Source organism: Mucilaginibacter pallidiroseus (assembly GCF_007846085.1).
Lineage (GTDB): Bacteria > Bacteroidota > Bacteroidia > Sphingobacteriales > Sphingobacteriaceae > Mucilaginibacter > Mucilaginibacter pallidiroseus.
Genome location: NZ_VOEJ01000009.1, coordinates 141234 through 167004, shown reverse-complemented (window position 1 = coordinate 167004; position 25771 = coordinate 141234). Strand labels below are relative to the sequence as shown.

15 protein-coding genes are annotated in these 25771 nt (G+C 44.0%); 8 read left to right on the top strand and 7 right to left on the bottom strand.

Features of this window, described 5'->3' with window-relative positions; genetic code table 11:
• Positions 1-93 precede the first annotated feature (93 nt).
• The 5 genes from FPZ43_RS17410 (at position 94) to FPZ43_RS17390 (ending at position 7597) form a co-directional block, all read left to right on the top strand.
• Entirely contained in the window at positions 94-3348 is a 3255-nt protein-coding gene (locus FPZ43_RS17410) for a SusC/RagA family TonB-linked outer membrane protein (protein ID WP_146383216.1), read from the top strand.
• A gap of 11 nt (positions 3349-3359) precedes the next feature.
• Positions 3360-4787, top strand: a complete 1428-nt coding sequence (locus FPZ43_RS17405) for a SusD/RagB family nutrient-binding outer membrane lipoprotein (protein ID WP_146383215.1) — start codon at positions 3360-3362, stop codon at positions 4785-4787.
• A 457-nt stretch (positions 4788-5244) separates the two neighbouring features.
• Positions 5245-6105 (top strand): N-acetylglucosamine kinase, encoded by an 861-nt coding sequence (locus FPZ43_RS17400; protein WP_146383214.1) that lies wholly within the window; start codon positions 5245-5247, stop codon positions 6103-6105.
• 113 nt (positions 6106-6218) lie between these two features.
• Positions 6219-7037, top strand: coding sequence for an N-acetylmuramoyl-L-alanine amidase family protein (locus tag FPZ43_RS17395; RefSeq protein WP_146383213.1), 819 nt, complete (start codon positions 6219-6221; stop codon positions 7035-7037).
• 104 nt (positions 7038-7141) lie between these two features.
• Complete coding sequence (locus FPZ43_RS17390) at positions 7142-7597, top strand: phosphatidylglycerophosphatase A family protein (protein ID WP_146383212.1); 456 nt, start codon at positions 7142-7144, stop codon at positions 7595-7597.
• Positions 7598-7611: 14 nt separating this feature from the next.
• Here the strand turns inward: FPZ43_RS17390 and FPZ43_RS17385 are convergent, their stop codons facing one another.
• The 7 genes from FPZ43_RS17385 to FPZ43_RS17355 all read right to left on the bottom strand — a co-directional run bounded on the left by FPZ43_RS17385 (position 7612) and on the right by FPZ43_RS17355 (position 14510).
• Positions 7612-10179, bottom strand: coding sequence for an NACHT domain-containing protein (locus tag FPZ43_RS17385; RefSeq protein WP_146383211.1), 2568 nt, complete (start codon positions 10177-10179; stop codon positions 7612-7614).
• Between the two features lie 36 nt (positions 10180-10215).
• Positions 10216-10476 carry a hypothetical protein gene (locus FPZ43_RS17380; protein ID WP_146383210.1) on the bottom strand — a complete coding sequence of 87 codons (261 nt, stop codon included), beginning with the start codon at positions 10474-10476 and terminating at the stop codon, positions 10216-10218.
• Positions 10477-10722: 246 nt separating this feature from the next.
• Positions 10723-11406, bottom strand: a complete 684-nt coding sequence (locus FPZ43_RS17375) for a response regulator transcription factor (protein ID WP_146383209.1) — start codon at positions 11404-11406, stop codon at positions 10723-10725.
• 8 nt (positions 11407-11414) lie between these two features.
• Positions 11415-12212 (bottom strand): sensor histidine kinase, encoded by a 798-nt coding sequence (locus FPZ43_RS17370; protein WP_146383208.1) that lies wholly within the window; start codon positions 12210-12212, stop codon positions 11415-11417.
• A 462-nt stretch (positions 12213-12674) separates the two neighbouring features.
• Positions 12675-13343 carry a hypothetical protein gene (locus FPZ43_RS17365; RefSeq protein ID WP_146383207.1) on the bottom strand — a complete coding sequence of 223 codons (669 nt, stop codon included), beginning with the start codon at positions 13341-13343 and terminating at the stop codon, positions 12675-12677.
• A 29-nt stretch (positions 13344-13372) separates the two neighbouring features.
• Complete coding sequence (locus FPZ43_RS17360; protein WP_146383206.1) at positions 13373-14053, bottom strand: hypothetical protein; 681 nt, start codon at positions 14051-14053, stop codon at positions 13373-13375.
• 61 nt (positions 14054-14114) lie between these two features.
• A complete protein-coding gene (locus FPZ43_RS17355; RefSeq protein ID WP_146383205.1) occupies positions 14115-14510 on the bottom strand; it encodes a hypothetical protein in 396 nt (131 codons plus the stop codon).
• Between the two features lie 288 nt (positions 14511-14798).
• On the opposite strand from FPZ43_RS17355, the gene FPZ43_RS17350 reads away from it, so the two are divergent.
• Genes FPZ43_RS17350 through FPZ43_RS17340 form a run of 3 tightly spaced genes read left to right on the top strand, consistent with a single transcriptional unit; the run spans position 14799 to position 25765 of the window.
• Positions 14799-22706, top strand: a complete 7908-nt coding sequence (locus tag FPZ43_RS17350) for a gliding motility-associated C-terminal domain-containing protein (protein WP_146383204.1) — start codon at positions 14799-14801, stop codon at positions 22704-22706.
• A gap of 12 nt (positions 22707-22718) precedes the next feature.
• A complete protein-coding gene (locus FPZ43_RS17345) occupies positions 22719-23765 on the top strand; it encodes a PorP/SprF family type IX secretion system membrane protein (protein WP_146383203.1) in 1047 nt (348 codons plus the stop codon).
• 38 nt (positions 23766-23803) lie between these two features.
• Positions 23804-25765 (top strand): OmpA family protein, encoded by a 1962-nt coding sequence (locus FPZ43_RS17340; protein ID WP_146383202.1) that lies wholly within the window; start codon positions 23804-23806, stop codon positions 25763-25765.
• Positions 25766-25771: the final 6 nt, after the last annotated feature.

The following is a 25771-nucleotide window of genomic DNA, read 5'->3' as shown; positions in this document are numbered from 1 at the left end:
AGAGTTAATAAACTGTTAAATATTAATCCTAATTTTAATAAAATTCTAATAAGTTGCTTATGCTGAACATTTAATTTTTTAAAAAGCCCCGTTATGAAAAAACATCTCCTAACTACACTGTGCTTTATGTGGCTATTCATCTCGCAGCTGCATGCACAAAACATTAATGTAACCGGTAAGGTTACTGCAAAAGACGACGGCTTGCCAATTATTGGGGCAAGTGTAGGCGTTAAGGGTACCACCACCGGTACTCAAACTAAAACAGACGGAACATTTTCTTTATCAGTGCCCTCGGGTGGTGTATTAACCGTTAGTTATATCGGTTACGCCCCGCAAGAAGTTACTGTTACAGGCCCAAGCTTAAACATTGTATTGGTACCATCGGCCAAGCAACTTGGTGAGGTAGTGGTAACCGGTGCATTGGGCCTTACCCGTACCCGCAACCAGCAGGCTTATGCGGCCCAGCAAGTTAGCGGCGATGAGGTAAGCAAAACCCGCTCATCAAATTTTGTCGAGGGTTTGTCGGGTAAGGTATCCGGTCTAGAGATCAGGCAGAACAATGGTTTGGGCTCGTCAACCAACGTGGTTATACGTGGTGCCAAATCAATCTTTAACTCCAACCAGGCTTTGTTCGTGGTTGATGGGGTTCCGTTCAATAACGGATCGCCGTCAGGTTCAACCATTAATTCATCAGATCAACGTACCGGTCGTGGTGGTTATGATTATGGTAGCCCCATCCAGGATATTAACCCGGATAACATCGAATCTGTTACTGTATTAAAAGGTGCCGCTGCAAGTGCATTATACGGCTCGCAAGGTGCAAATGGCGTAATCTTGATTACTACCAAAAAAGCAAGAAAAGGCCTGGGTGTAGTTGTTAACACGGGCGTAAGCGTTGGTGCTATCGACAAATCTACCTTTGCTAAATACCAAAAAGAATACGGCGGTGGCTACGGCCCGGGTTACGAAGACCCAAGCGGCTATTTTTGGTATCGTGATGTGAACGGCGATGGCCAGCCAGACCTGGTTACACCACTTACCGAAGATGCTTCATACGGTGCTGCGTTTGATCCGAATTTGAAGGTTTACCAATGGAACGCTTTTTACAAAGGCCTTTCAACCTATGGGCAAGCAACTCCATGGGTGGCTGCAGCAAATGATCCATCTACCTTTTTTCAAAAGGCGGTATCAAACAACCAAAGCATTTTTATAACGAGCGGTGGCGATAACGGTTCATTCAAGTTAGGCTACACCCGTAATAATGATAGCGGCATATTGCCAAACAGCAATATCCTAAAAAATTCTATCAACTTTTCGGGTTCGCATAATATAACCAATAAATTAACCGCCGCAGCATCTATCGACTATACCCGTACCGATGGTTTGGGCCGTTATGGTACAGGTTATCAGGCAGAGAACGTGGTAGGTAACTTTAGGCAATGGTGGCAGGTGAATACCGATATTAAGCAGCAAAAAGAAGCTTATTATAACAGCCTTGCACAAGGTGAAAACGGTAATGCAACCTGGAACTTAAGCAACTTTAATGATCCAACGGCAATTTACTGGAACAACCCGTATTTTGCCCGTTACCAAAACTATGAGTCAGACAGCCGTAACCGTTATTTCGGTAACGTATCATTAAATTATAAGGCTACTGATTGGTTAAATATCTTGGGTCGTGTAACGGTTGATAACTGGAACCAGCTGCAAGACGAGCGACGTGCCGTGGGTACAACAGGCGTGTCGAGCTATTCGCGCCGTAATACAGGTTGGAACGAAACCGACTTTGATTTGATTGCCAGCGTAAACAAAAACCTTGGCAACGATTTTAACTTAAAGGCAGTTGCCGGTACAAACATCCGCAAGCAGCGCTACCAGGATCTTTATGCCATTACCAATGGCGGCCTCGTAGTGCCTGGCATTTACGCACTATCAAACTCATTAAATACGCCTGATGCGCCAACAGAGGCAGATCAGCGCAGGCAGGTAAATGGTGTTTACGCTGGTGCAACCCTAACTTACAAAAACACTTATACCTTAGATGGTACTTTACGTCGTGACGTTTCTTCAACGTTGCCAAAAGGCGGTAATGCTTATTACTACCCGGCAGTTTCTGCGGGCTTCGTTTTCTCGGAGTTGATGAAAGATCAGGACTGGTTATCATACGGTAAGTTGCGTGCCAACTATGCCGAAGTAGGTAACGATGCACCTATTTTCAGTACAATTGATACTTATACTTTGGGTACGCCAATTAATGGTGCGCCGCAGGCAATTATCAATGCAACCAAAAACAATCCAAACCTTAAGCCGGAGCGTACTACAAGCTCGGAGTTTGGTGCCGAGTTGTCGTTCTTTAACGGCCGCTTAGGTTTTGACGGTACTTACTATGTGAATAAAACTGTGGACCAGATTATCCCGGTTACCATATCTGCAGCAACGGGTTACAGCGCTGCTTACCTAAACTCAGGTACGGTACAAAACAAAGGTATCGAGCTAACGCTTAACGGCTCGCCGGTACGTTCAAAAGATTTTTCATGGAAAATCGATCTGAACTTTACCCGTAACCGGAGCAAGGTTTTGGAGCTGTTTAAAGATGCTTCGGGCCAGCAGGCGCAAAACCTGCAGATTGGATCGTTCCAGGGTGGCGTAACTATCAACGCAAGCCTTGGCCAGCCATTGGGTACTATTCGTGGTACCGACTTTGTTTATCTTAACGGCCAAAGAGTTGTAGGCGATGATGGATACTATCTTCAAACATCAACCGCAAACAATGTTATTGGTAACAGCAATCCTAAATGGATAGGTGGTATCAACAACACCTTCAGGTATAAAAACTTAACCCTTAGCTTCCTGATTGACATCCGTAAAGGTGGCAGCGTATTCTCGCTTGACACATATTATGGCTTCGACACAGGTTTATATCCTGAAACTGCCGGCCTGAACGACCTGGGTAATCCATCACGTTTGCCAATTTCAAAAGGTGGCGGTGTTATCGTAAAAGGTGTTAAAGAAGATGGTACGCCAAATACCACCCGCGTAGAAAACACAGGCTCGGGCTTGTATGGTTATGAAACCAACCCTAACGCCGCGTTTGTATACGATGCAGGCTACGTTAAATTAAGGCAGGCATTAATTTCTTACAGCTTCCCGCAAAGTGTGGTATCTAAATTGGGCCCGGTAAAAGGTATCGACCTGTCATTGATAGGACGCAACTTATGGATTATCCATAAAAACCTCCCGTATGCCGATCCTGAGGAAAGCTTAAGCTCTGGTAACTTGCAAGGCTACCAGTCTGGTGCGTATCCAACAGTGAGAACAGTAGCACTTAACGCGAAATTTACTTTCTAACATTTAACCTGATGAAAAAATTTATAATAGCAGCGTTGCCCATTCTGTTTCTGGGCGCCTGCACAAAAGATATAACCAGCCTTAATGAAAACCCTAAGGCGCCTGCTACGGTGCCTGCAACTGCTTTATTTACACAAGGGCAAAATACATTGGCAAGCAACTTATCGTCGGCCAATGTATACCTCAATATTTTCAGGCTTATTGAGCAGCAATGGCAGGAAACCACCTACATTACCGAAAGTAACTATAACATAAAAGACAACAAAATACCCGATGGTATCTGGACAGCCTTTTATCGTGATGTATTGGAGCCATTTGAGCAGGCTAAAGCCAACTTTGCATCGTCGCCAACCCTGGCTGCCGGTACAAAAAAGAACAGCATTGCCATTGCCGATATTATGCAGGTGTACAGCTATTACTACTTGCTAACCACTTTTGGCAACATCCCTTATACAGATGCGCTTAACATCGATAACAAGTTTCCTAAGTATGATGATGCAGCTACAGTTTACAATGCATTGCTAACCCGACTTGATGCTGATATTGCAAACCTGGATGAAGCAGAGGGAAGCCTTGACAATGCCGATCAGGTATATGGCGGCGATGTTGCCAGCTGGAGAAAGTTTGCCAATACCTTTAAGTTAAAAATGGGCATCACCATGGCCGATGTAGACAACGCCAAAGCAAAGTCAGTGGTAGAAGCTGCTGTAGCTGCGGGTGTGTTTACCAGCAATGCAGATAATGCTAACTTTAAATTTGCAACCAACCCGCCAAATACAAACCCTGTTTGGGTTGACCTTGTGCAGAGCGGCAGGCTTGATTTTGTGGCCGGCAAAACTTTTGTTGATGCCCTTACCACATCTGCCGATCCACGCATTGGACTGTATTTTACTAAAGATGCAGCCGGCGGATATTCAGGTGGTAAAATTGGAACTAAAAACAGTTACGATGCTTTCTCGAAACCAAGCGTAGCTTTAACGGCTCCAAACTTCCCGGGCTTGTTGTTAGATTATTCCGAAACTGAATTTAACCTTGCCGAAGCTGTAGAGCGTGGTTATAACGTAGGTGGTACTGCCGCTACACACTATAATAATGCTATTACTGCATCTATTTTGTACTGGGGTGGCACGCAGGCTGCTGCTACCGCCTACATCGCTACGCCGTCTGTAGCTTATGCCACAGCAACTGGCGATTATAAGCAAAAGATAGGTTATCAAAAATGGCTTGCCTTATACAATCGTGGCTGGGATGCATGGGTAGAAAACCGCAGGTTGGATTATCCAAAGTTGCCGGCTCCGGCCAATCCGGTAAGTGATTTCCCGGTAAGGTTTAATTACCCGGTAAGCGAGCAGAATGTTAACACAGTAAACTATAATGATGCCGCTGCAAAAATTGGCGGTGACGAGGTAACATCAAAGTTATTTTTCGATAAAAACTAAACTAAACCTCCACCTAATCTCAAAAGGGTCATCCGTAAAAAGATGCCCCTTTTTTAGTTTTTATCTAAGTCATTGAAATGATAGGAGTTGCATTTCTTTTCGCCTTAAGATGTGTTGTCATAAAAGCAATAGCACCCGTTTTTAATTTTTTTTAAAAAGCAGTCTAAAACAACAACTTATTGTTAAATAATATATATAATTGCAATTGGAAAATTATACCTGTTAGCCATATAAACCGATTTGCCTGCGTTTGCAATTTTTTCGTTTTAGTAGTGCCAAACTTATTAAGGAGGCTTTTGCCGGGCTGTTATTTTCTGGGTGAAAAACGCTCTGTTTATGTATAAATCAATTGTGTTTTAATCATAAATGTGGTTTTTTTACTTTTTAAAGTTAAGAAGTGTTTTTTTTACAATAAGTTAATCCTACTTTTAACACAATTTTTTTTAAAACTTAATTTATGATCATAATTGCTGACGGTGGCTCAACCAAAACAAACTGGTGCCTGGTTACTGAAGAGGGTAAAAAGGTGTATTTTAACACCGAAGGTTACAATCCTTACTTCTCAAGTACCGAATACATCATCCAATCGTTAAACGAGAGCTTGCCAACTGATCTTGAAAAAGATAAGATTACCGAAGTAAACTATTACGGTGCAGGTTGCTCAACTCCAGAGATGCGCCAGATTGTTGCTGATGCCATGCAGGCAGTTTTTACAGAATCAAAAATTTATATCGGCCATGACCTTTTGGCCGCTGCGCGTGCTTTGCTGGGTAACAACGAAGGTTTTGCTGCTATATTGGGCACAGGTACAAATACCTGCCTTTATGATGGCAAGGATATTTTGCAAAACATCGACTCAGGCGCTTACATCCTTGGCGACGAGGGTAGCGGTTGCTACATAGGTAAAAAACTGCTTACCGATTACCTACGCGGTTACATGCCCGAGGCTGTACGTAAAGTATTTTGGGAAGAGTTTAAACTCACACCAGACGATATTAACGAGATTGTTTACACACAGCCGAGAGCCAACCGTTTTTGCGCAAGCTTCAGTAAATTTGTGTATGATGTAAATGTAAATATCGAATACTCACGTAACCTGGTAAAAACATCATTTGAAGACTTTTTCCGTAACCTGGTAACACATTATCCTGATTATCAAAAATACACTTTCAATTGCATTGGCTCGGTAGGTTACAATTTCCGTAACGTGCTTGAAGAGGTTGCAAAAGAAAACGGTATGACAGTAGGTAAGATCATCCGTTCACCTATAGATGACCTTGTGAAGTATCACCTTGAGCTTGCGCCAAGCCAGGCTTAATAAACGTTATTAAAAATTAAAGCGACTTAATGTAAATCAAGTCGCTTTTTTTATTTTCGGCAAATATTATAAGCAATTATTTTCCGTTAAAGCTAAGATTTGTTCATATATAAATGTATCATAAGTATTTAAGATTACTGTTTTCGGGGCTGATATTGTCGTCCTGGTTATTGTTATCATCATTTACCCCTGCAGATACCATTAAGGCGGTGGGTTTTAAACTTAAAACCGTTGTAATTGATGCCGGGCATGGCGGGAAAGACGGCGGCGCGAAAGGCTCATTTTCTAACGAGAAAACGGTAGCCTTGTCTATTGCTAAAAAGCTGCAGCAGGCCATGCAGGCCCAAATGCCCGACATTGCCACAGTAATGACCCGCAGTGATGACACATTTATAGAACTTAACAGGCGCTCGGCCATTGCCAATCAAAACCAGGGGAACCTGTTTGTGTCTATCCATTGCAACTCATCACCAGAGGGGACGGCTTATCGTGCCAATAAAAAAAGCGGGGTTATGCTCTTGGTTTACGGTATGCACCGCTTAAACGAGCAACAGGAAGCAGTACGCGAAAACGCCTCGATATTTATTGAAAAGAATTATCAGGAAAAATACCAAAGTTATGATGAGTCTGACCCTGCAAATGTGATCATCCTTAAAGCTTTTACGCAAAAATACCGTAAGCAAAGTGTGCTATTTGGCGAGTTGCTTAATAATGAGTTTACCAATAACGACGGCCGCCCAAGTATAGGGGTGAAGGAGCAGGGGGTTTACGTACTGGCCCACAGCGCCATGCCGGCAGTATTGATAGAAACGGGGTTTATTAACAACCCTGATGAAGAAGAATACTTAAACTCCGACGAAGGACAACAACAGATAGTGCAGAGCATCATAAGAGCCATTCAAGCTTACCGTGCATCGCTTACTGCGCAATAGGTTTACCATCTTCATCAATAATAGCTTCCAGGCTTATATTTATGCAATAAATTTTTAATCTGTACTTATTTTCATGCCCCTTTATTGTGGCATTTATTATCACAATGAATAAAGCAATTGCCTCAATATTTGGTATTGGTTATATAAAAGGCGGCGGCACAATTGCTGCTATAGTTGCCTGCGCCGCCGTGTATTTTTTATGGCGTTTGCCCGCTTTTGCCAACCCCTGGTATTTGCTGGTAATTACCCTATTGGTTACCCTGCTGGGTGTTTATGTAGGTAACAAAGTTGAGCCATACTGGGGCAAGGATAGCTATCGCGTAGTAATTGACGAAGTTGCAGGTATGCTGGTAGTCATGCTTTTTATACCCCATAACATTTATTTCCTGCTAATAGGATTGGTGCTTTTCCGCTTTTTTGACATTGTAAAACCACTATATATCCGCAAGATGGAGGCCTTTCCCGGCGGAACCGGGGTAATGATGGACGATGTACTTGCCGGTGGTTATGCCAATGTGCTATTACAAATCATCGTGCTGGTATCGGGCATATTCTGGTAGCAAAAAAAGTTCCTTTAGGCCCCTATGACTACATCAGGGCTTGCAGATAAATCCAGCCTTATACCTGCCTCACGAAGGGATTTATTATTGTCGTAAACTACTTGTTTATAAAAAGCGGGGTTTGATTCATTTAATCCACTGGTATAGATAATACTCATTCCTGTAAATAGCAGCGTAAGCTTATCCAATGCCGTTTGATTTATTTCTATCATTTTGCGATACAATGATGGCACTTTATCAAAGTCAGATTCAAACAAAGCCATTTTGACCTTTACACTCAATAGCAAGCCTTTCATATAGGGGGTAAACTGTGCTTCCTGTCGTTCGTGCAGCGACAATATTTTTTTATACATCCTGTAAAGGTTAAGCCCATCATTGAGCAGATAGTAGGTGCCGTGTTTTAAAACTTTAATTACAAAGCTGTACGGCGTGCTTTGCTCATCCGGAGCTTGGTATACCTTTTCAAGTGATCTTAAAAATCGTAATATTTTAAGCGGCTTCTGGCATATCAATATTGAAGAAGCTGCCAAAAGATAAAGTACCTCGTTTGCCCTTGGGTTATCAGATCCTGTTACATATAACGAAGGTTTGAAATAAAACTTGGTTATCTCTACGAAAAAATCTTTTTTAACGACACCCGTCTTTAAGAAATCAGCAAGTGTCTCGATACAATTAATGGGGTTTAATGCAAATTTTACAAAGCCCTTAGCTGGCATCGCTTTGAGCGCATTTATACATTGGTTCACCGAAGCCATGTCTAATTGCGTAAACGATGCGCAGGCAAGCAGTACATGCAATATAATTTTTTTATGATCGGGCAGGTCAAAACGCAATAGGGTTTCTATAACCTTCTTATAATCCGGGCCTATCAGCTCAATGCCAACAAAGTAATTAAAAAGGTCGTCGTTACTGCTGTGTTTAAAGTATTGTGCTATTGATTCTACCCCGGTAGACTGCATGCGGGACTTTTCGAGCAGATCACCCATAAACATCACCAGGTCCGACTTTTCGGCCGGTGTTAAGTTTGCGTTGATCAAGTATTTAAAGTTGCTTTGCTGGCCTGTTTTAAAGGCATAGAGCACGCTCCATTTTATAATAAAAGTTTTATTGTCGTCTTTAACCGTATTGTTTATGTTGGCTATCAGCTTTGCATCAAATACGAAGTCATTTTCTGTTAGCAGGGCTTTTGTAAGGATGTATTGCAGAAAATTAGAGTTGCCAAATTTGATTACCGTGTTATAATTTAAATCGGTACTGTAATTAAATTCGCGGATAAAGCCTACACTAAGCAGTTCCTGGTAGGCATTAGGATACTGCTTTATGGCCGCGTTAAATTTAATTTTAGGCACATCGTAAATTCCTTTTTGCATATCCATTAAATCTGTAAGCATTTTAAGCAATATCAGCTTATCTGTAGAGTAATGGCCCAGGTAAACCTTATTTAATATAAAGGTTGATATGAGCTCATAAATGCAAACATGATCGATATTATTAAGCGAAAAATTATTCTTGTGCTCTTTATAGTAAAATTGAAAATATAGCGGATGGTTGAAATTATTGCTCAGCTCTATAGCCAGGAAGTTTTGGATATTGGGGTTGATGTTGTAGCAAAGCTCTTTTATTTCACCAACACTAAATAACGGAACGTTTATAGCCGGGTTTTCTGTATCCTGAATAAAGCCCTTAAACCATTTCTCCTCCTCGTACTTAAACTCGTACATGTTGTTGATCCAGGTTACCGACCGCATGGTAAGCACAAGCTTGAACCATGGTGTATTGCGGTAAAGCGAAAAGATATCAGTGATTTGGTTAAGCAGCAACTGAAATTGGTCGGGCTTGTAAGCAAACTCGTCAAGGCCGTCAAGCACCAGGAAAAAGTTGCCCGATTTGCGCTGCGTGATATCAAATAAAGATGCGATATCATCGTCCGCACTATAGCCAAGCAGGCCCAATATCCAATCGCTTATGTTGCGCCCGCTTAAAAATACGTTCATGAGCGCACTGCTGCTGAAAAACAGGATAATGTCGTTGTTCTGATTTTTGGCGTTGCCGCGCATGCGCTCTTCAATCCAGTGGCAAAGGGCAAGTGTTTTGCCGTAACCGGCCGGTGCGCAAAGCGCAGTAGCGGTGTATCCTCCGCTCAAAAAGCTATCTAAGTGGTGATTTGCAAACTCACGCTTTATGGTAAGGTTATAAGGTATTCCGGATTTATTTTTTAGCGCCTGTAAAGTGAAGCTCGTAATTTTGTCGGCATTGAGCTTGAGTGTGCTCCAATTATTGCCACTTGTTTTAGAATCGGCCTTTGAGGCAGTGGCGGCACCCTGGTTTTCACAGAAGTCGTCCCATCCGGCGTAGCCGCAAAACTTGGCCATTACGTCAATCGTAAAAAGCGAAGGGTTAAATTTGCTGTGGGCGAAACCAAATACACGTTTTAAAGTGGTTTCGCTCAAGCTTTGCTTAGTTTTGTTAAATACAAGTACAGATATGGTTTTACAATCAGAAGGGGTAACGCTTGTTAACCCTGCTATGGTAAGCACCTTCGTTTTTAAAAGTTCAAAATATTGTGGCAAAAAAATCGTCATAATCCACTCTTCATCTAATCTAAATTCACCCACTAATCATACTACAACCAGCCTTATGCATTGGCTAACTGTCAGCCCCCCAGACACAGAGCCCAATGGAATGTTACACCCTGTTTTATACTCCTCAGCAATTAACTGTAATTTACTTTCCAAACGGCGGCACAATTCGGCATCGTCTCTGTAACCAATTGAACTTAAGGAAATGTTACCGAGTAGGTTGTAGGAGTATTTGGCCGGCATGCCGCAAATCTGCAAGATATCGTACTTTATCTGATTACTTATAAATATCAGTTCCATAAGTGATAAGGTGTTTAACAGTACAGCTTTTACGTAAATATAAAATTTAAGTTGTCCTTAATATGTAGTTTATATATTGTCGTTCTAAAATATATTTAAATATTCTAATTGGTTTTTAATATTCAGTTCTGCATAGTAAAATTATAACAATTAACCAGCAATGCTACTTTTTAGCACCGCGTGTAAGTGCGCATTTTTAAAATCAGGTAGTTATACCTGGTATGCGCAATTGTTACAATAATAAAATTAAAGAGGTATCTCAAATAAGCCAGCTTTTATGGCAAACAATACCAAGCCGGCCGTATTACGGCAATTTACTTTATTAAGTAAATTGATGCGGTGTCCCTCTACAGTCCTTGTGCTTAAAAAAAGTTCCTGGGCTATTTCGGTATTGTTAAATTCCCGGCAAATAAGGTGCAGTACCTGCCGCTCGCGTTTAGATAGCGTTAGGCCGGGCAAGTTGCTTAATATGTCTTTGGCTTGTTGTTTTTTATGGTTGGCGCTATGCTTAATAGCGGTCATGGCTTCGTTGTTAAAGTAGAAACCCGTTTTATAAACCGTGTCAACTGCAAGTATAAGTTCGTCCTTGTCGCAGTTTTTGGCAAGGTATGATGATGCGCCCGCGTTTATAGCCTGGGCAATAAGGTGCTCGTTCATATGCACCGTTAGTATTATTACTTTAATATAAGGGTACTGCTGCTGGATCCTCCTGTTCAACTCCATCCCGCTCATGCCCGGCATATCCATATCAACTATGGCAATATCGATATTTTGAGGGTTTGCTTTTAGTTGCTCTAAAAAATGTTCGCCGCCCGGGCTGTCTGTAGCCAGCTCAAACCGGCTAACGCTACCTATCAGCAGGGAAAGGCTCTGCCTGAAAAGATTCTGATCATCAATAACCGCTATGCGTATAATATCCTGTTCAGCCATTGTGGTTACTACACAAGAGGGTAATTAATGTCGATTGCGAAACCCTTGCTGTCATAAGCGGCAATATCAAATTTGGCATTTATATTGAGCAGGCGGCTTTCGATATTTTGCATGCCCATACCTTTTTTGGCACCGGCCGGGACAGTTGTAAGCCCTTTACCATTGTCCATGTATTTAATGGCTAGGTTATTAGCAAATGTTTTAATATCTATTTGTGCCTTGCTTGCACCCGAGTGTTTAATTGTATTGTTGATGAGCTCTTCCAGCACGCGGTATATGGCTGTTGCAGCAGGCATGTCTAATTTTGCCAGTGCTTCTTCGGCTTCATTTTCTATCACGATCTCTAACTTGCCCGATTGATTGATGATGGTACAATGTTCTGTAATTGCAGCAGCCAAGCCGTAGTACCGTAGGGTAGTAGGGGATAAGTTATGAGAAATGTTGCGCACATCCTTCACTATCTTATCAATTATGGTTTTGGTTGATCTTTTAAATTCGTTGTAAGCCGAATCATTTTCATCTGCAGGTTTAAACATCTCGATCAAAAGGCGCAAACCCGATATGGTTGTGCCTACATCATCATGAAGATCCTGCCCGATGCGCTTCCGTTCGGCCTCCTGCGACTCGATAACAGCGTGCAGCAATTCTTTTTGATGCTTGATCTGTGCTTCCTGAAAATCCTGTCGTTGCTTTAAAAGCTTATTTTGATTTCGAATAGAAAATAATATGAACGATGTTACCAGCAAAAAGGTGGTAGCCATCCCCAGCACTACTAATATTACGATGTTGTCTTGCGTTGGCTGCATGTTATTTATGGTATCCTATTGAAAAAAATATGTATCCATTTGCTTAAAGTAGCACAATAGACGCCTCGTATGTCCATAAAAATTTGGAGTGCCATTGATATTGGATGAATTAAAAAAGCAAACATAATAGCACTGCTGGCATACCAAAGCGATAGCAAACGCTACAACCTCATGTCCATAGTATAAATAAAGGGTATTTGTGGAGTAGTACGGCGCATAAATTACGACCTGTCCGATAACAGCAGTTATGAGTATAAACCAGAACAATATTTTAGCCGGCTTAACAATATCTCTAAACCGCAACAGTGCAATTAAAAGCGGAAACAGAGAAGTAATGGGGATAATAACGGATGTATAAAATTGAGACATCAATAATTAATCAATACCTAAATATAGGCAACAATGCCAAAAAAGCGGCAAATTTATTCACTAAAGCTACTTTTTATTAAATTGATACTATACTCAAGGCAACTCCGTCGGTTTATTGCTGGCCTTAAGTTCTTTGGTATATCCTACTGCAAACAGTATGTACTCTATTGCCAGGAAGGCACAGTGAACCATCCAAATAAGCTTGTAAATAAACAATGGAATCTTCAACAAATAATTGGCAAAGGCAAACATTAAGGTACTACTTGCGTAATATAACAGGATGCCTACGCTTAGCCAATTATTACTATCGTCTGCCCACTTATTAGTGATTTTAGCACTTTGCTTGTTTTGGAAGCAGATAAAATATATTATAATTATTAATGACTCCAGCGTTCGCGTGTATGTGTTAAATGCTTCGAGGCCTTGTATATAAAAGCCGTTTACAACACAACTTATTCCATACAATACAGCAACTACCGCAATTACTACCTGATATTTTTTTGAAAAGAAGCAGGCGAAAAAAGCCGACAACATAGCAAATTCAATTATTGCGCCGCCGTGTAGCATAAATTGCGTGTTAGGCAGAAACTCCATTAAGATCATATTACATACGTTTAGTACAGCTGATACAAATACAAACCAAAATATAATAATGGATGGCTTGGATAACCTGCTGTAACCCTTAAAGCCAATATACAAGGGTATCAACGCTGTTGATGGAATGAGGTATGTTACATAAAATAGAAAAAATTGATCGAACATTTTAGGATAAGTGCAATTTAAATAGCGCTTTACACTTGCTGTGAAAGTGCTGATTTTATTATACGTTGTTTAATGTCTTTCCTAAAGCCAATAGTGAACAATATATACTCGATGGCGAGAATTGTACAGTGCGCTGTCCAAACCATTTCGAAAACACGAATGGATATAGCAACAAGATAATTTGTAAATGCAAACATTAATGAACTGCTGGCATAGTAAATCAATATACCCACACTTAGCCAGTTGTTGCTGTCGTCGCCCCATTTACCTGTGTCGAGTTTGTTTCCTTGTAAATATTGGAAGTAAATAATGTAGCCTATCAATATTAGCGACTCAAGCGTGCGGGTGTAAGTGTTAAATGCGCCTATATCTTGCAGGTACATGGCATTAATTACGCAACCTATAAAAAACAAAACTGCAATTACAGCAACCGCTTTTTGCTGTTTGGGTGTAAAGAAGCAAGCAAAGTATGCGGAAAGCATAGCAAACTCAACCGCAGTGTACCCATGCAGCATAAACTGCGTGTTATGCATTACATACTGTAAAAGTATGTTTGTTAAATTCAGTACTGCCGAAAATAGAACGAAGTTCCAGATAATTTTTGATGGCTTTGACAGTTTGCCGAAGTGTAATAAACCGGCAACTAATGGGATAAGGGCTGTAGCCGGAACGATTACAGATATATATAATACGAAAAATTTTTCAAACATCGGGGGATAAATGTTTACAAGCTTTAAAGATAACAAGCTTGTAAACATTACTGAAGTTTTTTTAGAAACCGCGAATTGGGCTTGTTGGTGGGGCACAAGTTGGCGGACAAGGTTTTGTTACATCATAAACGTTACTTTGATCGCCATCACCATCGCCGCCGTTTCCGGTGGTTGGTATAACTACCACATCGTGGCCGTCAACCACGGGCACGAGCATCAACTTGGCAGTAGTTGGATCGGTAGCATCCTCAAGGCCAATATAAGCGCGCACGCTTTCAGCATCGGGATTGTGTAATAAGATGTTTTTAAAATCAATAATTGGGATCTCGAACGACTCGACATTGAAAACCTGGCCAGACGTAGTGATGTAAGTGCGCCAGTTTTGTGCCCAGTCAATGGCTTCGTTCACAGGGATAGTTCCTTCCGGTCCGGAAGTTGGATAGTTTGGAGTACTCATGATGTGTGGTTTAAGTTAAATATTTGAGTAAAAATAATTATCCTATATAAATCAAATGTGTAATAAATGCCATTTTTGGCCGTTTTTAAAGCATAAGTGCCTAATTGCTTAACTAAAAGCCCTTTGTATTTATTCCCAAAAATTGTAGTGAATGAAATGAACGCAGAAATTTTCTGTGAATGAAATGAGTTAACTTTTGATTAACTGAACAAAGTGCTTCCATGCATCTTTGCCATGCCTATGTAATTTTAGGGGTAACACTATTACCTACCTAACAAATACATATGCATGGAAACCTTTACCTTTTACCGCAGATTAATAATTCTGTTTGTACTGCTGACATTCCCGGCAGGTAAGCTATTAGCCCAACGTATTTTTGCAACGTCACAACAGAGTGGCAACTCCGGCTTGTTGTGCGTAAACTGCGTAGTTAATAACCCGCAAAACGCTGCCGACGGCAACTTACAAACACGATCGGTTATTAATGTGGCTGTTGGCGTAGCTTCATCTACCTATCAGGAACTTATTTTTCCTGCAACTGGTAAGGTAGCCGCAAATACGCCCGTAACTATTAAAATAGGAACGGCTGATAATTTGCTCGACCTTACTGTGCTTGGCCGCATCACCATTCGCCCGTACAATGGGAGCACCCCTGTCGGCGGCGCTATTGCAGCCAATACACTTCTTACGGCGGTAAGTAATAATGACCAGGCAGAGCTTACCATAACACCATCAGGTACTTATGACCGCGTGCGCGTGACACTTAACGGCGGCCTATTGGGTGCCTTAAGCAGCATATACTTATATGATGCGTTTTACTATGGCCCGGATCCGCTTGCTTGTAACCTGCCGTTTGATGAATTGCACGGTATCAGCGCCGGGCTGCTTAATCTTGGTGTTGATGTGGGTGGCGTGGCCAATCCTCAAAATGCTATCGATGGAGATTTTACAACAGCATCTACCTTAAATGCAAGCATTGCTGCGGTGGGTGCATACGCACAACAAACCATCATCTTCAGGTCGCTGTCTACAGTTGGCGACTCGGTCAGGTTAACACTATCGATACCGCAGGCGCTCATAGATGCCGGCGTATTGGCAAACATATCCCTTTCTACTTATAACGGCAATACAAGTAACGATGATTCGCAATCATTTAACGGCGCTTTGCTGCGCTTGCGATTGCTTGATCTTGTAAATAACAGGCGCAGGGTTACGGTAACTTATGCACCAACTAAAATATTTGACAGGGTACAGCTGCGTCTCGGGGGGGGCATAGCCAGTATCCTGTCATCTATCAATTTATTTGAGGCCGAGCGGCTTATACCTAAACCTATTGTAAGGGTAAATAATGTAGCTACTACAAGCACATCGATTTGTGCAGGCGGAACCGCGACCTTTACTATAGCCGATGCTCCCGGCACTACGTACAAGTGGTACACCGCATCAACAGGCGGCACACCAGTATTTACGGGTGCTAATTTTACAACGCCTGCTTTAACTGCCACTACTATATATTATGTATCGGCGCAAAAGGCGGGTTGTACGGATGAATCAGAAAGAGCAGCAATTGCGGTAAACGTTAATCAAATACCTGCAGCCCCCGTTATTACTAGTAATAACGTTACGGTATGCCCGGGTTCAACAGCATCTTTTACTGCGCAGGCGGTAACGGGCGTTACCATTAACTGGTATGCCGCAGCAACAGGCGGTACACCTTTATTTACCGGCAATACCTTTACAACACCTGCCATAAACCAAACTACAAATTATTACGCCGAAGCTGTAGCCGGAAGTACATGTATAAGTGCAACGCGCACGCAGGTAACCGCTACGTTGGGCGCAGTACCGGCAGTGCCAGCCTTAACAGCAACCAACGCAAATATATGCGCAGGTGATGTGGCCGTACTTTCGATAGCGTCGCCAATTGCCGGCACAATTTATAACTGGTATACTACCGCTACCGGTGGTACGCCGGTGTTTACAGGTGTAAATTTTACTACACCAGCATTAACAGCCAACGTCACTTACTACGCCGAAGCCGTAAACGCAACAGGCTGTATAAGCACAACACGTGTACAGGGTACGGTAACGGTGCAGCCAAAACCGGCTAACCCAACACTTGCAGCAAATAATACAACCATTGCAGCAGGGCAAACCGCTACTATTAACGTAACCAACCCGCAAACCGGGGTAACTTATAACTGGTACACATCATTGGCGGCAGCTACTCCGGTTTTTACAGGCAATAGCTTTACAACACCGACTTTGGTAACTAACACCACTTATTATGTTGAAGCAGTAAACGGTGCGGGTTGCGCATCAGCCAACCGTACTTCAATTACCATCAATGTAAATATTAACAACAACTCGCCATGTACTTTTGCTAACCAGCAAACGCCTAATGTTAATGGCGTATGTGTTGGATGCTTTATAACCAATAACGCCCTTGCGGTAGACGCTGATACAACTACTGCATCAACCATAACCGTTGTTGCAGGTTTACTGGGTGGCTACGCTGAACAGGAAATGCGCTATCAGCAGCCCGGCTTTACCGGCGACTCGGTGAAAGTAGTTTTGCAAACACCTGTTGCATTAACTGACGTAAACTTGCTTGGCCGAATTTCCATAGCCTTATATAATGGCACCACCCTGGTAGGCCGTTACCCGCTTGATAATGCCTTGCTCAAAGTAAGATTGCTTGGCGGCGGAAACCGCTACGCAGTATTGGTGCCGGCTACAGGCAATTACGATAGGGTGGTTGTTAGATTAAATTCCGGAGCAGCAAGCCTGCTTACTTCATTGAATGTTTTTTATGCAGTACAGCAGTTCCCGGCACCGGTATTTAATAACGCTAATCCCGAGATTTGTAAAGGCAGCCCTGCAACGCTTTCTGTTACAGGCACTGCAAACGGAACTTTTGCGTGGTACACTGCACCAACAGGTGGCACACCGGTATTTACAGGTTCAACCTATACTACGCCGGCTTTAACTGCTAATACAACTTATTATGTAGAGTATACCCGCACAGGTGGTTGCGTGGCATCAACACGTTACCCTATCCAGGTGCTGGTTAATGATCCGCCTGCCAAGCCAGTGGTGGTGCCGTCAACCGCAAACATATTTGCAGGTCAAACAACTTCGTTCACCGCGCAGGTTGCTAACAACGTTACCGTAAGGTGGTATACCACACCAACCGGCGGTACCCCTGTATTTACTGGTACAACATTTACAACTCCAGCCTTAACTGCTAATACAACTTATTATGCAGAATCGGCTATTGGTGACTGTGTATCTCCGGACCGTACACCTGCTACTGTAACAGTTACTCCGATTGTTATACCTAATGTAACCGTTACACCTGCAACGCAGGCGGTTAATCCTGGTGCATCGGCAACACTTACAGCCTCGTCAACAACCCCGGGTGCTGTGTTTAACTGGTACTCCACTGCAACTGGTGGTACAAGCATATTTACAGGCCCGGTATTTACCACGCCGTCTGTATTTACCAATATAACTTATTACGCCGAAGCATCTATTCCGGCAACAGGCGCTGTATCTGCAACAAGGGCCCCGGGCGCTATTACTGTAAACTCAAGCCCGGTTAATCCTGTACCTTGTGGTGGGGCCATTGCTCAAACCAATACCACCAGCGGCTTGCTTTGCTTGCTGTGCGGTATCAATAATGCAACAGGCGCAATAGATAATGATAGGAATACCTTCTCGCAACTTGCCACACCTGTAGGTTTGGTTGGCGGGTATTCGCAGCAAACATTAAGGTTTGCAAATATTGGCCGCATAGGCGACAGCATCATTGTTGAGCTTGGCACACCGGCTAATCTGGTAAGCGCAAGTGTGCTATCACAAATTAGCCTGGCTACTTACAACGGTGCTACTTATAATAATGACAGATTTAATTTAGATGGTGCAGCCATTACCATATCTCTGCTAAATGGAACCAGTCGGTTCCGTGTAGCCTTCCGCGCCACTGCCGACTTCGACAGGGTTGAGATCAGGCTTAACTCGGGCGCTGCGGGTGTACTAACTGCACTTAATATTTATGATGCTACACAAAGCGTTGCCGCACCGGTTATAAGCCCTGCAACTGTTGTTGCATGCGCAGGCACACAAGCAACGTTAACTGCAACCGTACCGGCACATGTTACCGTTAAGTGGTATACATCTGCAACTGGTGGTACGCCGGTATTTACAGGCGCAAGCTTTAACACCCCGGTGCTAACAGCAAACACTACTTACTATGCCGAAGCCAGCCGCACTGCTGATGGTTGTGCCCAGGGTGTTCGTACGCCGGTAACTGTAAACGTTACCCCGGTACCACAGCCGCCTGTGGTTACCACACCAACCACTATAGTTTGTGCCGGCCAGCCTGCAGTATTTACTGCGCAAGCTGTCAATGGTATATCTTTCAACTGGTACGCTACCCCAACCGGTGGCACACCATTATTTACCGGCGCAACCTTCACTACACCTGCGCTAACTGCAAATACAAGCTATTATGTAGAAGCAACCGGCGCAGGTGCCTGCGGCAGCTCAACCCGTACACAAGTAACCGCAAATGTTACAACTGCGCCGCTTGTACCTACTGTATCACCAAATCCGGCGCAAACATGTGCGGGTTCTGTTGCGGTACTAACGGCATCATCAACACAATCGGGCGTTACATTTAATTGGTACACTGCTGCTACAGGTGGTACGCCAATATTTACCGGTGCACAGTTTACTACGCCTAACCTTACATCAAATACCACTTATTATGTTGAGGCAGCAAACGGCACCTGCACCAGCGCAACAAGAGCATCGGTTCCGGTAACGGTTAACCCCGCCCCTGCAGCACCGGTTGTTACCACCGTACCAAGCGGCGGCACAATATCATCGGGCCAAACCGCAACATTAACTGCTACATCAACAACCAGCGGTGTTACCTTTAATTGGTACACATCAGCACAGGGTGGTACGCCGATATTTACCGGTAGCTCGTTCACAACACCGGCTTTAACATCAAGCAGAACTTACTTTGTTGAGAGCGTGCTTACGGCATCGGGCTGTACCAGTCCAACCCGCACATCGGTTACCGTAACGGTAGTGCCGATATTCTCTACCGATTGTGATTTCGCATCTACACAAACTAATGCAGCAAATGGCCTATGTGTTGGCTGTACCATTACAAATGCAACCAATGCCATAGATGCTGATACCACAACCGCAAGCCAGATAAATGTGCCTGTGAGCGTGTTGGGTGCAAATGCAACCCAGACGCTGATATTCAGCGATGGCGGCCTGGCAGGCGATACCGTTAAGATCAAGATCGGTATACCAACGGGCTTATTGTCGGCTGGTGTGCTAGATCAGTTGCAGATTGCATCATACAATGGCGCAACTTATAACGGCGACCGTGTCAACCTGAGCAACAGCCTGATAAGGGTACAGTTCCTTGCGGGCGGAACAGCCATTATAAAATTTGCGCCTGGTGCTAATTTTGATAGGGTAGAGCTAAGGGTAAACAGCATTGCAGCATCGTTACTAACCACAGTAAACGTTTACTTCGCCAGCAAACAGGTTGATGCACCAACACTTGCAGCAAATACCATAAACATTTGTGCAGGTGGTACAGCAACATTTGCAGTAAGAAACCCTAAAGCAGGTGTTACTTACCGCTGGTACACATCGGCTACAGGTGGCGCTCCCGTATTCACAGGCGCAACATTTACATCGTCTGCTTTACTAACCACTACAACCTACTATGTTGAAAGTGTGCGTACTGGCAACAATTGCGCAAACCCTAACAGGGTGGCGGCAACGGCAAACGTAACACCAAGCCCGGTTAACCCAACACTTAACCAAACAACCGCACAAATTTGCGCAGGCGAAGCTGTTACCTTTACAGTAACCAACGCCAACGGCGCAACGGTACGCTGGTATAACGCGGCAACTAACGGTACGTTACTGTTTACCGGCGCAAGCTTTACGGTAACCCCAACATCAAACGCAACTTATTTTGCCGAGATAACCAACGGTACATGCAGCAGCCCCGCACGTACACAAGCTACCGTAACTGTTAACCCACGCCCGGCGCAGCCAACTGTTGTGCTTGCCAACGTGCAGGTATGTGCAAACAGCCCTGCAGTAGTACAGGTGCAAAACCCTGAAGCGGGCGTAACCTACAGGTGGTACACAGCCGCAACGGGTGGTACTGCTGTATTTACAGGCGCCAACTTTACCACACCTGCAATAACAGCCAATACAAATTACTATGTTGAGGCAAGTGGTGCAAGCGGTTGCACAAACAACGGTGGCCGCACTGTAGTAAGCGTTACAGTAAATTCATCGATAAACGCGCCTACACTAAGCGCAACCAACACACAGGTTTGCGCAGGCGGTACGGCTACTATAAACGTAGCCAACCCGGTTGCAGGTGTAACCTATAACTGGTACACTGCTGCAACAGGTGGCACATCAGTGTTTACAGGCAGCACTTATACTATTACAAACCTATCCGCAAACGTATCATACTACGTTGAAGCAAGCAGCAATGGCTGCGTAAGTGCAACCCGTACCCGTACAGATATTACTGTACAACCTGTACCTGCACCACCGCAAATTGATGTTGCTATAGGCGGTAGCCTGAGCGTTTGCGCCGGCGACCAGGCAACTATCACAATTGCCAACCCTGATGCCAACCTGGTTTACCGCTGGTACGACGCACCGGTAAACGGCAACCTGCTGTTTGTTGGAGCCGAGTTCACTACATCTGAAATGATCAGCACTACAACTTATTATGTTGAGGCATCTGCAGCGGGTAATTGTAACTCATCTGCACGTACAAGTATTCAGGTTACCGTAAACCAACCACCGGCAGATCCGGTATTGGCTAACGCTAACGTGAGCGTATGTAATGGTAGCCCTGCTACGTTAAGCATCAACGCTCCTGTTGCAGGTGTAACCTATCGCTGGTACAATTCGCCGGCCATGACTACGCTATTATTTACAGGCACTACTTATGTAACCGGCCCGGTAACAAGCACTACTAATTACTACGTGGCAGCTTTCAATAGCAGCGGTTGCAGCAGCAATAACACTGCAATGGCGCAGGTAACCGTTCGCCCGGCACCTGCACCACCAGCAGTGGTAAACGGTAACTCGACCGTTAGCTGCGTAGGCTCGCAAGCAAACCTGGTTATTGAGGCGCCACAAACCGGCTTTACATACAGATGGTATACTGTTGCTACAGGCGGTACACCAACCTTTACCGGTACAACCTTTACTACACCGGTACTTAATGCAACTACTACTTATTACGTAGAGGCATTAAATGAGGATGGCTGTCCATCGGCATCGCGCACAGCAGTTACTGTTACGGTAGGTGCTCCGCCAACAGCTCCTGTAATTGCCGCAACCGGCTTGTCTATCTGCCCTGCATCATCCACAACTATAAACGCAACAGCCGTTGGCGGTAACGTGGTTATCAGGTGGTATAGCAATGCAACCGGTGGCACGCCATTATTTACAGGCAGCAGCTTTACTACTCCTGTACTGAATGTAACCACTACTTATTACGCAGAAGCATTTAACACCGTAACCGGATGTACATCTGCAACACGCACCGCAGCAACCGTAACTATACTTGGCCCGCTGCCTGCCCCTATAGTGAGTGTGGGTAATACGTCCATCAATAGCGTAAGCTTTACCTGGACAGCCGTGACCGGCGCAACAGGCTATGAAGTGAGCTTTGATAACGGTGTAAGCTTTGCCGCTCCAAGCGCCGGTGCCAATGCCTTAACTACGCTTGTTGCAGGCTTGCAGCCAAACCAAAGTGTAACTATTGTGGTGAGGGCCATTGGCAATCTGCCATGCCAACTGGGTGCAAACTCGCTAGCGGTAACAGGTACTGCAACCAATCCTTTTGGTAACGGTATATACGTACCAAATGCCTTTACGCCAAACGGCGACGGTAATAACGACTTGTTCCAGATCTATGGTAACGCCATACAATCAGCCACTTTCACAGTGTATGATCAGTGGGGACAGCTACAGTTCAGGGCCAATAATAAATCTGCCGGATGGGATGGCACGTTTAAGGGCACGCCGCAGCCAACAGGCGTTTATGTGTACTACCTGGAAGCTGTTTTAAATGACGGAACAACATTTAAGAAAAAAGGCACCGTAACGCTATTAAGGTAAAGCGGACAGACCATGAACACTAACAACTCATACATCGCACCTATAAAATCTGTTCACATGAAAAAATCACTCACAATTATAATAGCCCTGCTGCTCCAGTTTGGAGCAGCAAACAGGCTGTTTGCCCAGATAGATCCGCATTTTTCGCAATACTATGCATACCCCATGTATCTAAACCCGGCACTAACCGGTGTTTTTAACGGGGAAATGCGTGTAAATGCAAACTTTAAAAACCAGTATGCAACCATTAACAACGCCTACCAAACAGGCGCTTTATCGCTCGACTATCGCCCGAGTGATAAAGTGGGCGTTGGTTTTAATGTAATCAATCAAGCTGCCGGTGATGTTGGGTACAACTATTTTGCGGCATACGGCTCATTTGGCTATGCTATAGCGGTATCAAACGATGGTTATAAAAAAGTGAGTTTTGGTGTAACGGCGGGTGTAATTAACCGTGGATTCGACCCAAGCCGTGCGCAATTCGGCAGCCAGTTTAACCCTGCAAGCGGTTTTGACCCAACGATGTCGCCCAATGAAAATTTCCTGAATACCAACGCAACCATTTTTGATGCGGGTGCAGGTGTATTTTATTACGATGGCGACCCGTTGAAAGGTGCAAATTTCTTTGGTGGTTTCAGCGTATCGCACCTTGCGCGGTCAAAAGATCCTTTTGCCGTTGACGGCTCGGGTATTAAGCTACCTATGCGCTACACAGCGCATGCCGGTTTGCGCATCAAGGCGTCGGACTTTGTGGACGTGATACCACACGCCATCTTTATGAAACAGCAAAGGGTGGAGGAGAAGGCGATAGGCGGCTATTCGGAACTGAAGATTGATAATGAACGGGGGCTTATACTGGGTGGCATGTATCGCTTTAAAGATGCAGCTATTGCAAATGTTGGCTACCACATCAATAGCCTTATAGTAGGTGCCAGCTACGATTTTAACACATCATCGTTACGTAGGGCTACATCAGGCAATGGCGGTATCGAGCTGTCGATAAGCTATGTGTTTCGCAAACGGGTACAGGAACCCGAGCCCATTTGCCCAAGGCTATAATAGCAACCTTGAGGATATAACCTAATAACCCGATCAACATGAGGAAAAGATTTTCATTCACCATAATATTGCTGCTAACGCTGAAAGGGGCGTTTGCCCAATACAGCAAAGACGATCCGCGCGGACTTGGCGACAAGGCTTTGAAAAATAAAGACTACTATGAGGCCGCATTTTACTATCGCAAAGCTGCCGAGGGTTTAAGCCTTACAACCCAGCAAGCTGTGCCATATACGGCTACCGGCAAAAAAAATACTAAGGTTAAGCCCGAGGATCAGGCTTATATATCATATAATCTTGGCGAAGCTTACCGCGGCTATGAGAATTATATTGAGGCCGAGCCCTGGTATTACAAAGTAATAACCGGTAATAACGAAGGCAAATACCCGCTTGCCCGCCTGTGGTATGGCGTATGCCTGAGGGCTAATCAGCGTTTTGATGAAGCTATAAAACAACTGGAGCAATTTAAGGCCGGTTACAACGGCGAGTATAAAGCACTTGCAGAAAAAGAAATAAACACCTGTAAGTTTGCCAAAGAGCAACTTAAGTATCCGCAGTTAATAGAAGTTACCAAGCGTAAAGGACTGTGGAACTCGGATGGATCCGACTATGCCATGATGCAGCGCGACGGGTTAACTTATTTTACTTCATCGCGCTTTATTAAGGACGACAAAAAACACCTGAACAGGGTTTACCAGATTGCTAATACCAGAAATGGCGATCCGCAGATTATTAAGTTTCCGGGTGATGACAAAATCAAGGAACTTGAATACGGCACGCCATCGTTAACACCCGACGGGCAGCGCATGTATTTCACCCGCTGGTATAAATTTGGCGCTCGCGTAGTGCATGCAATTTACTCGAGCGATTACAAGAACGACGCCTGGACAGCACCTAAAAGGCTAAACTCCAACGTGAATGCCGAGGGCGCAAACTCTATACAGCCATTTGTAACAGCCGATGGTAAGCAGCTCTACTTTTCATCGACCAAACCGGGAGGCCAGGGTGGTAATGACATTTGGGTAAGCGACTTAGGCGCCGATGGCGAACCTGTTAACTCCACTAACCTTGGCAAAAACATAAACACAGCAGCTAATGAGCAGGCACCATATTACGATGCCGCCAACAAGCGCTTGATATTTAGCAGTAAAGGATTTTTGGGCCTGGGTGGTTTCGATTATTTTGAGAGCGAGTATGATGGGCAAAAATGGAGTATGGCCAAAAACATGGGATACCCAATGAACAGCGCCAAGGACGACTTGTATTACATGCCTGATACCAAGGACGCCAACAAATTCTACATCAGTTCGGATCGTGAATCTGACTGCTGCCTTAACCTTTTCGAGGTGGTTGATAAAAGACACACCCTTGCAGGAATTATAACCGATTGCGAAACACGCAAGCCGCTTGCAGGTGCCAAAGTAACTTTTGTTGACTCGCTAACTAAGCAAACTATCAAAGCAGTTACCACCGGTATCAATGGCAAATACAATTTTGCAGTTACAACCAGTCGCCCGCATAGTATAACAGTGGAAAAAGCAGGCTACTTCACCAAGGTGCTGCCTGTGCCTGCCAGCGGTAGGATGGTTGATGATACCTTGTTTAATGCCGAAATATGCCTGCAGGCTTTCCAGGTTAACAAGCCAATAGTGATTAATAATGTGCTTTATGATTATGACAAGGCAACGCTTCGCCCGGAATCAAAAAAGGTGTTGGACGGCCTGGTTACACTGCTTAACGATAACCCTAAAATTAAAGTTGAGCTGGCATCACATACCGACTCCAAAGGCAGCGACAGCTACAACATGAATTTATCATACAAACGCGCCCAGGCTTGTGTAGACTACATCATATCAATGGGCATTAGTGAAACACGCATCTACGCAAAAGGCTACGGCGAGCGTAAGCCAATTGCACCAAATACGCTTCCAAATGGTAAGGATAACCCGGAAGGCAGACAATTAAATAGGAGAACAGAGTTTACCGTTTTGAAATTAGAATAACCAACA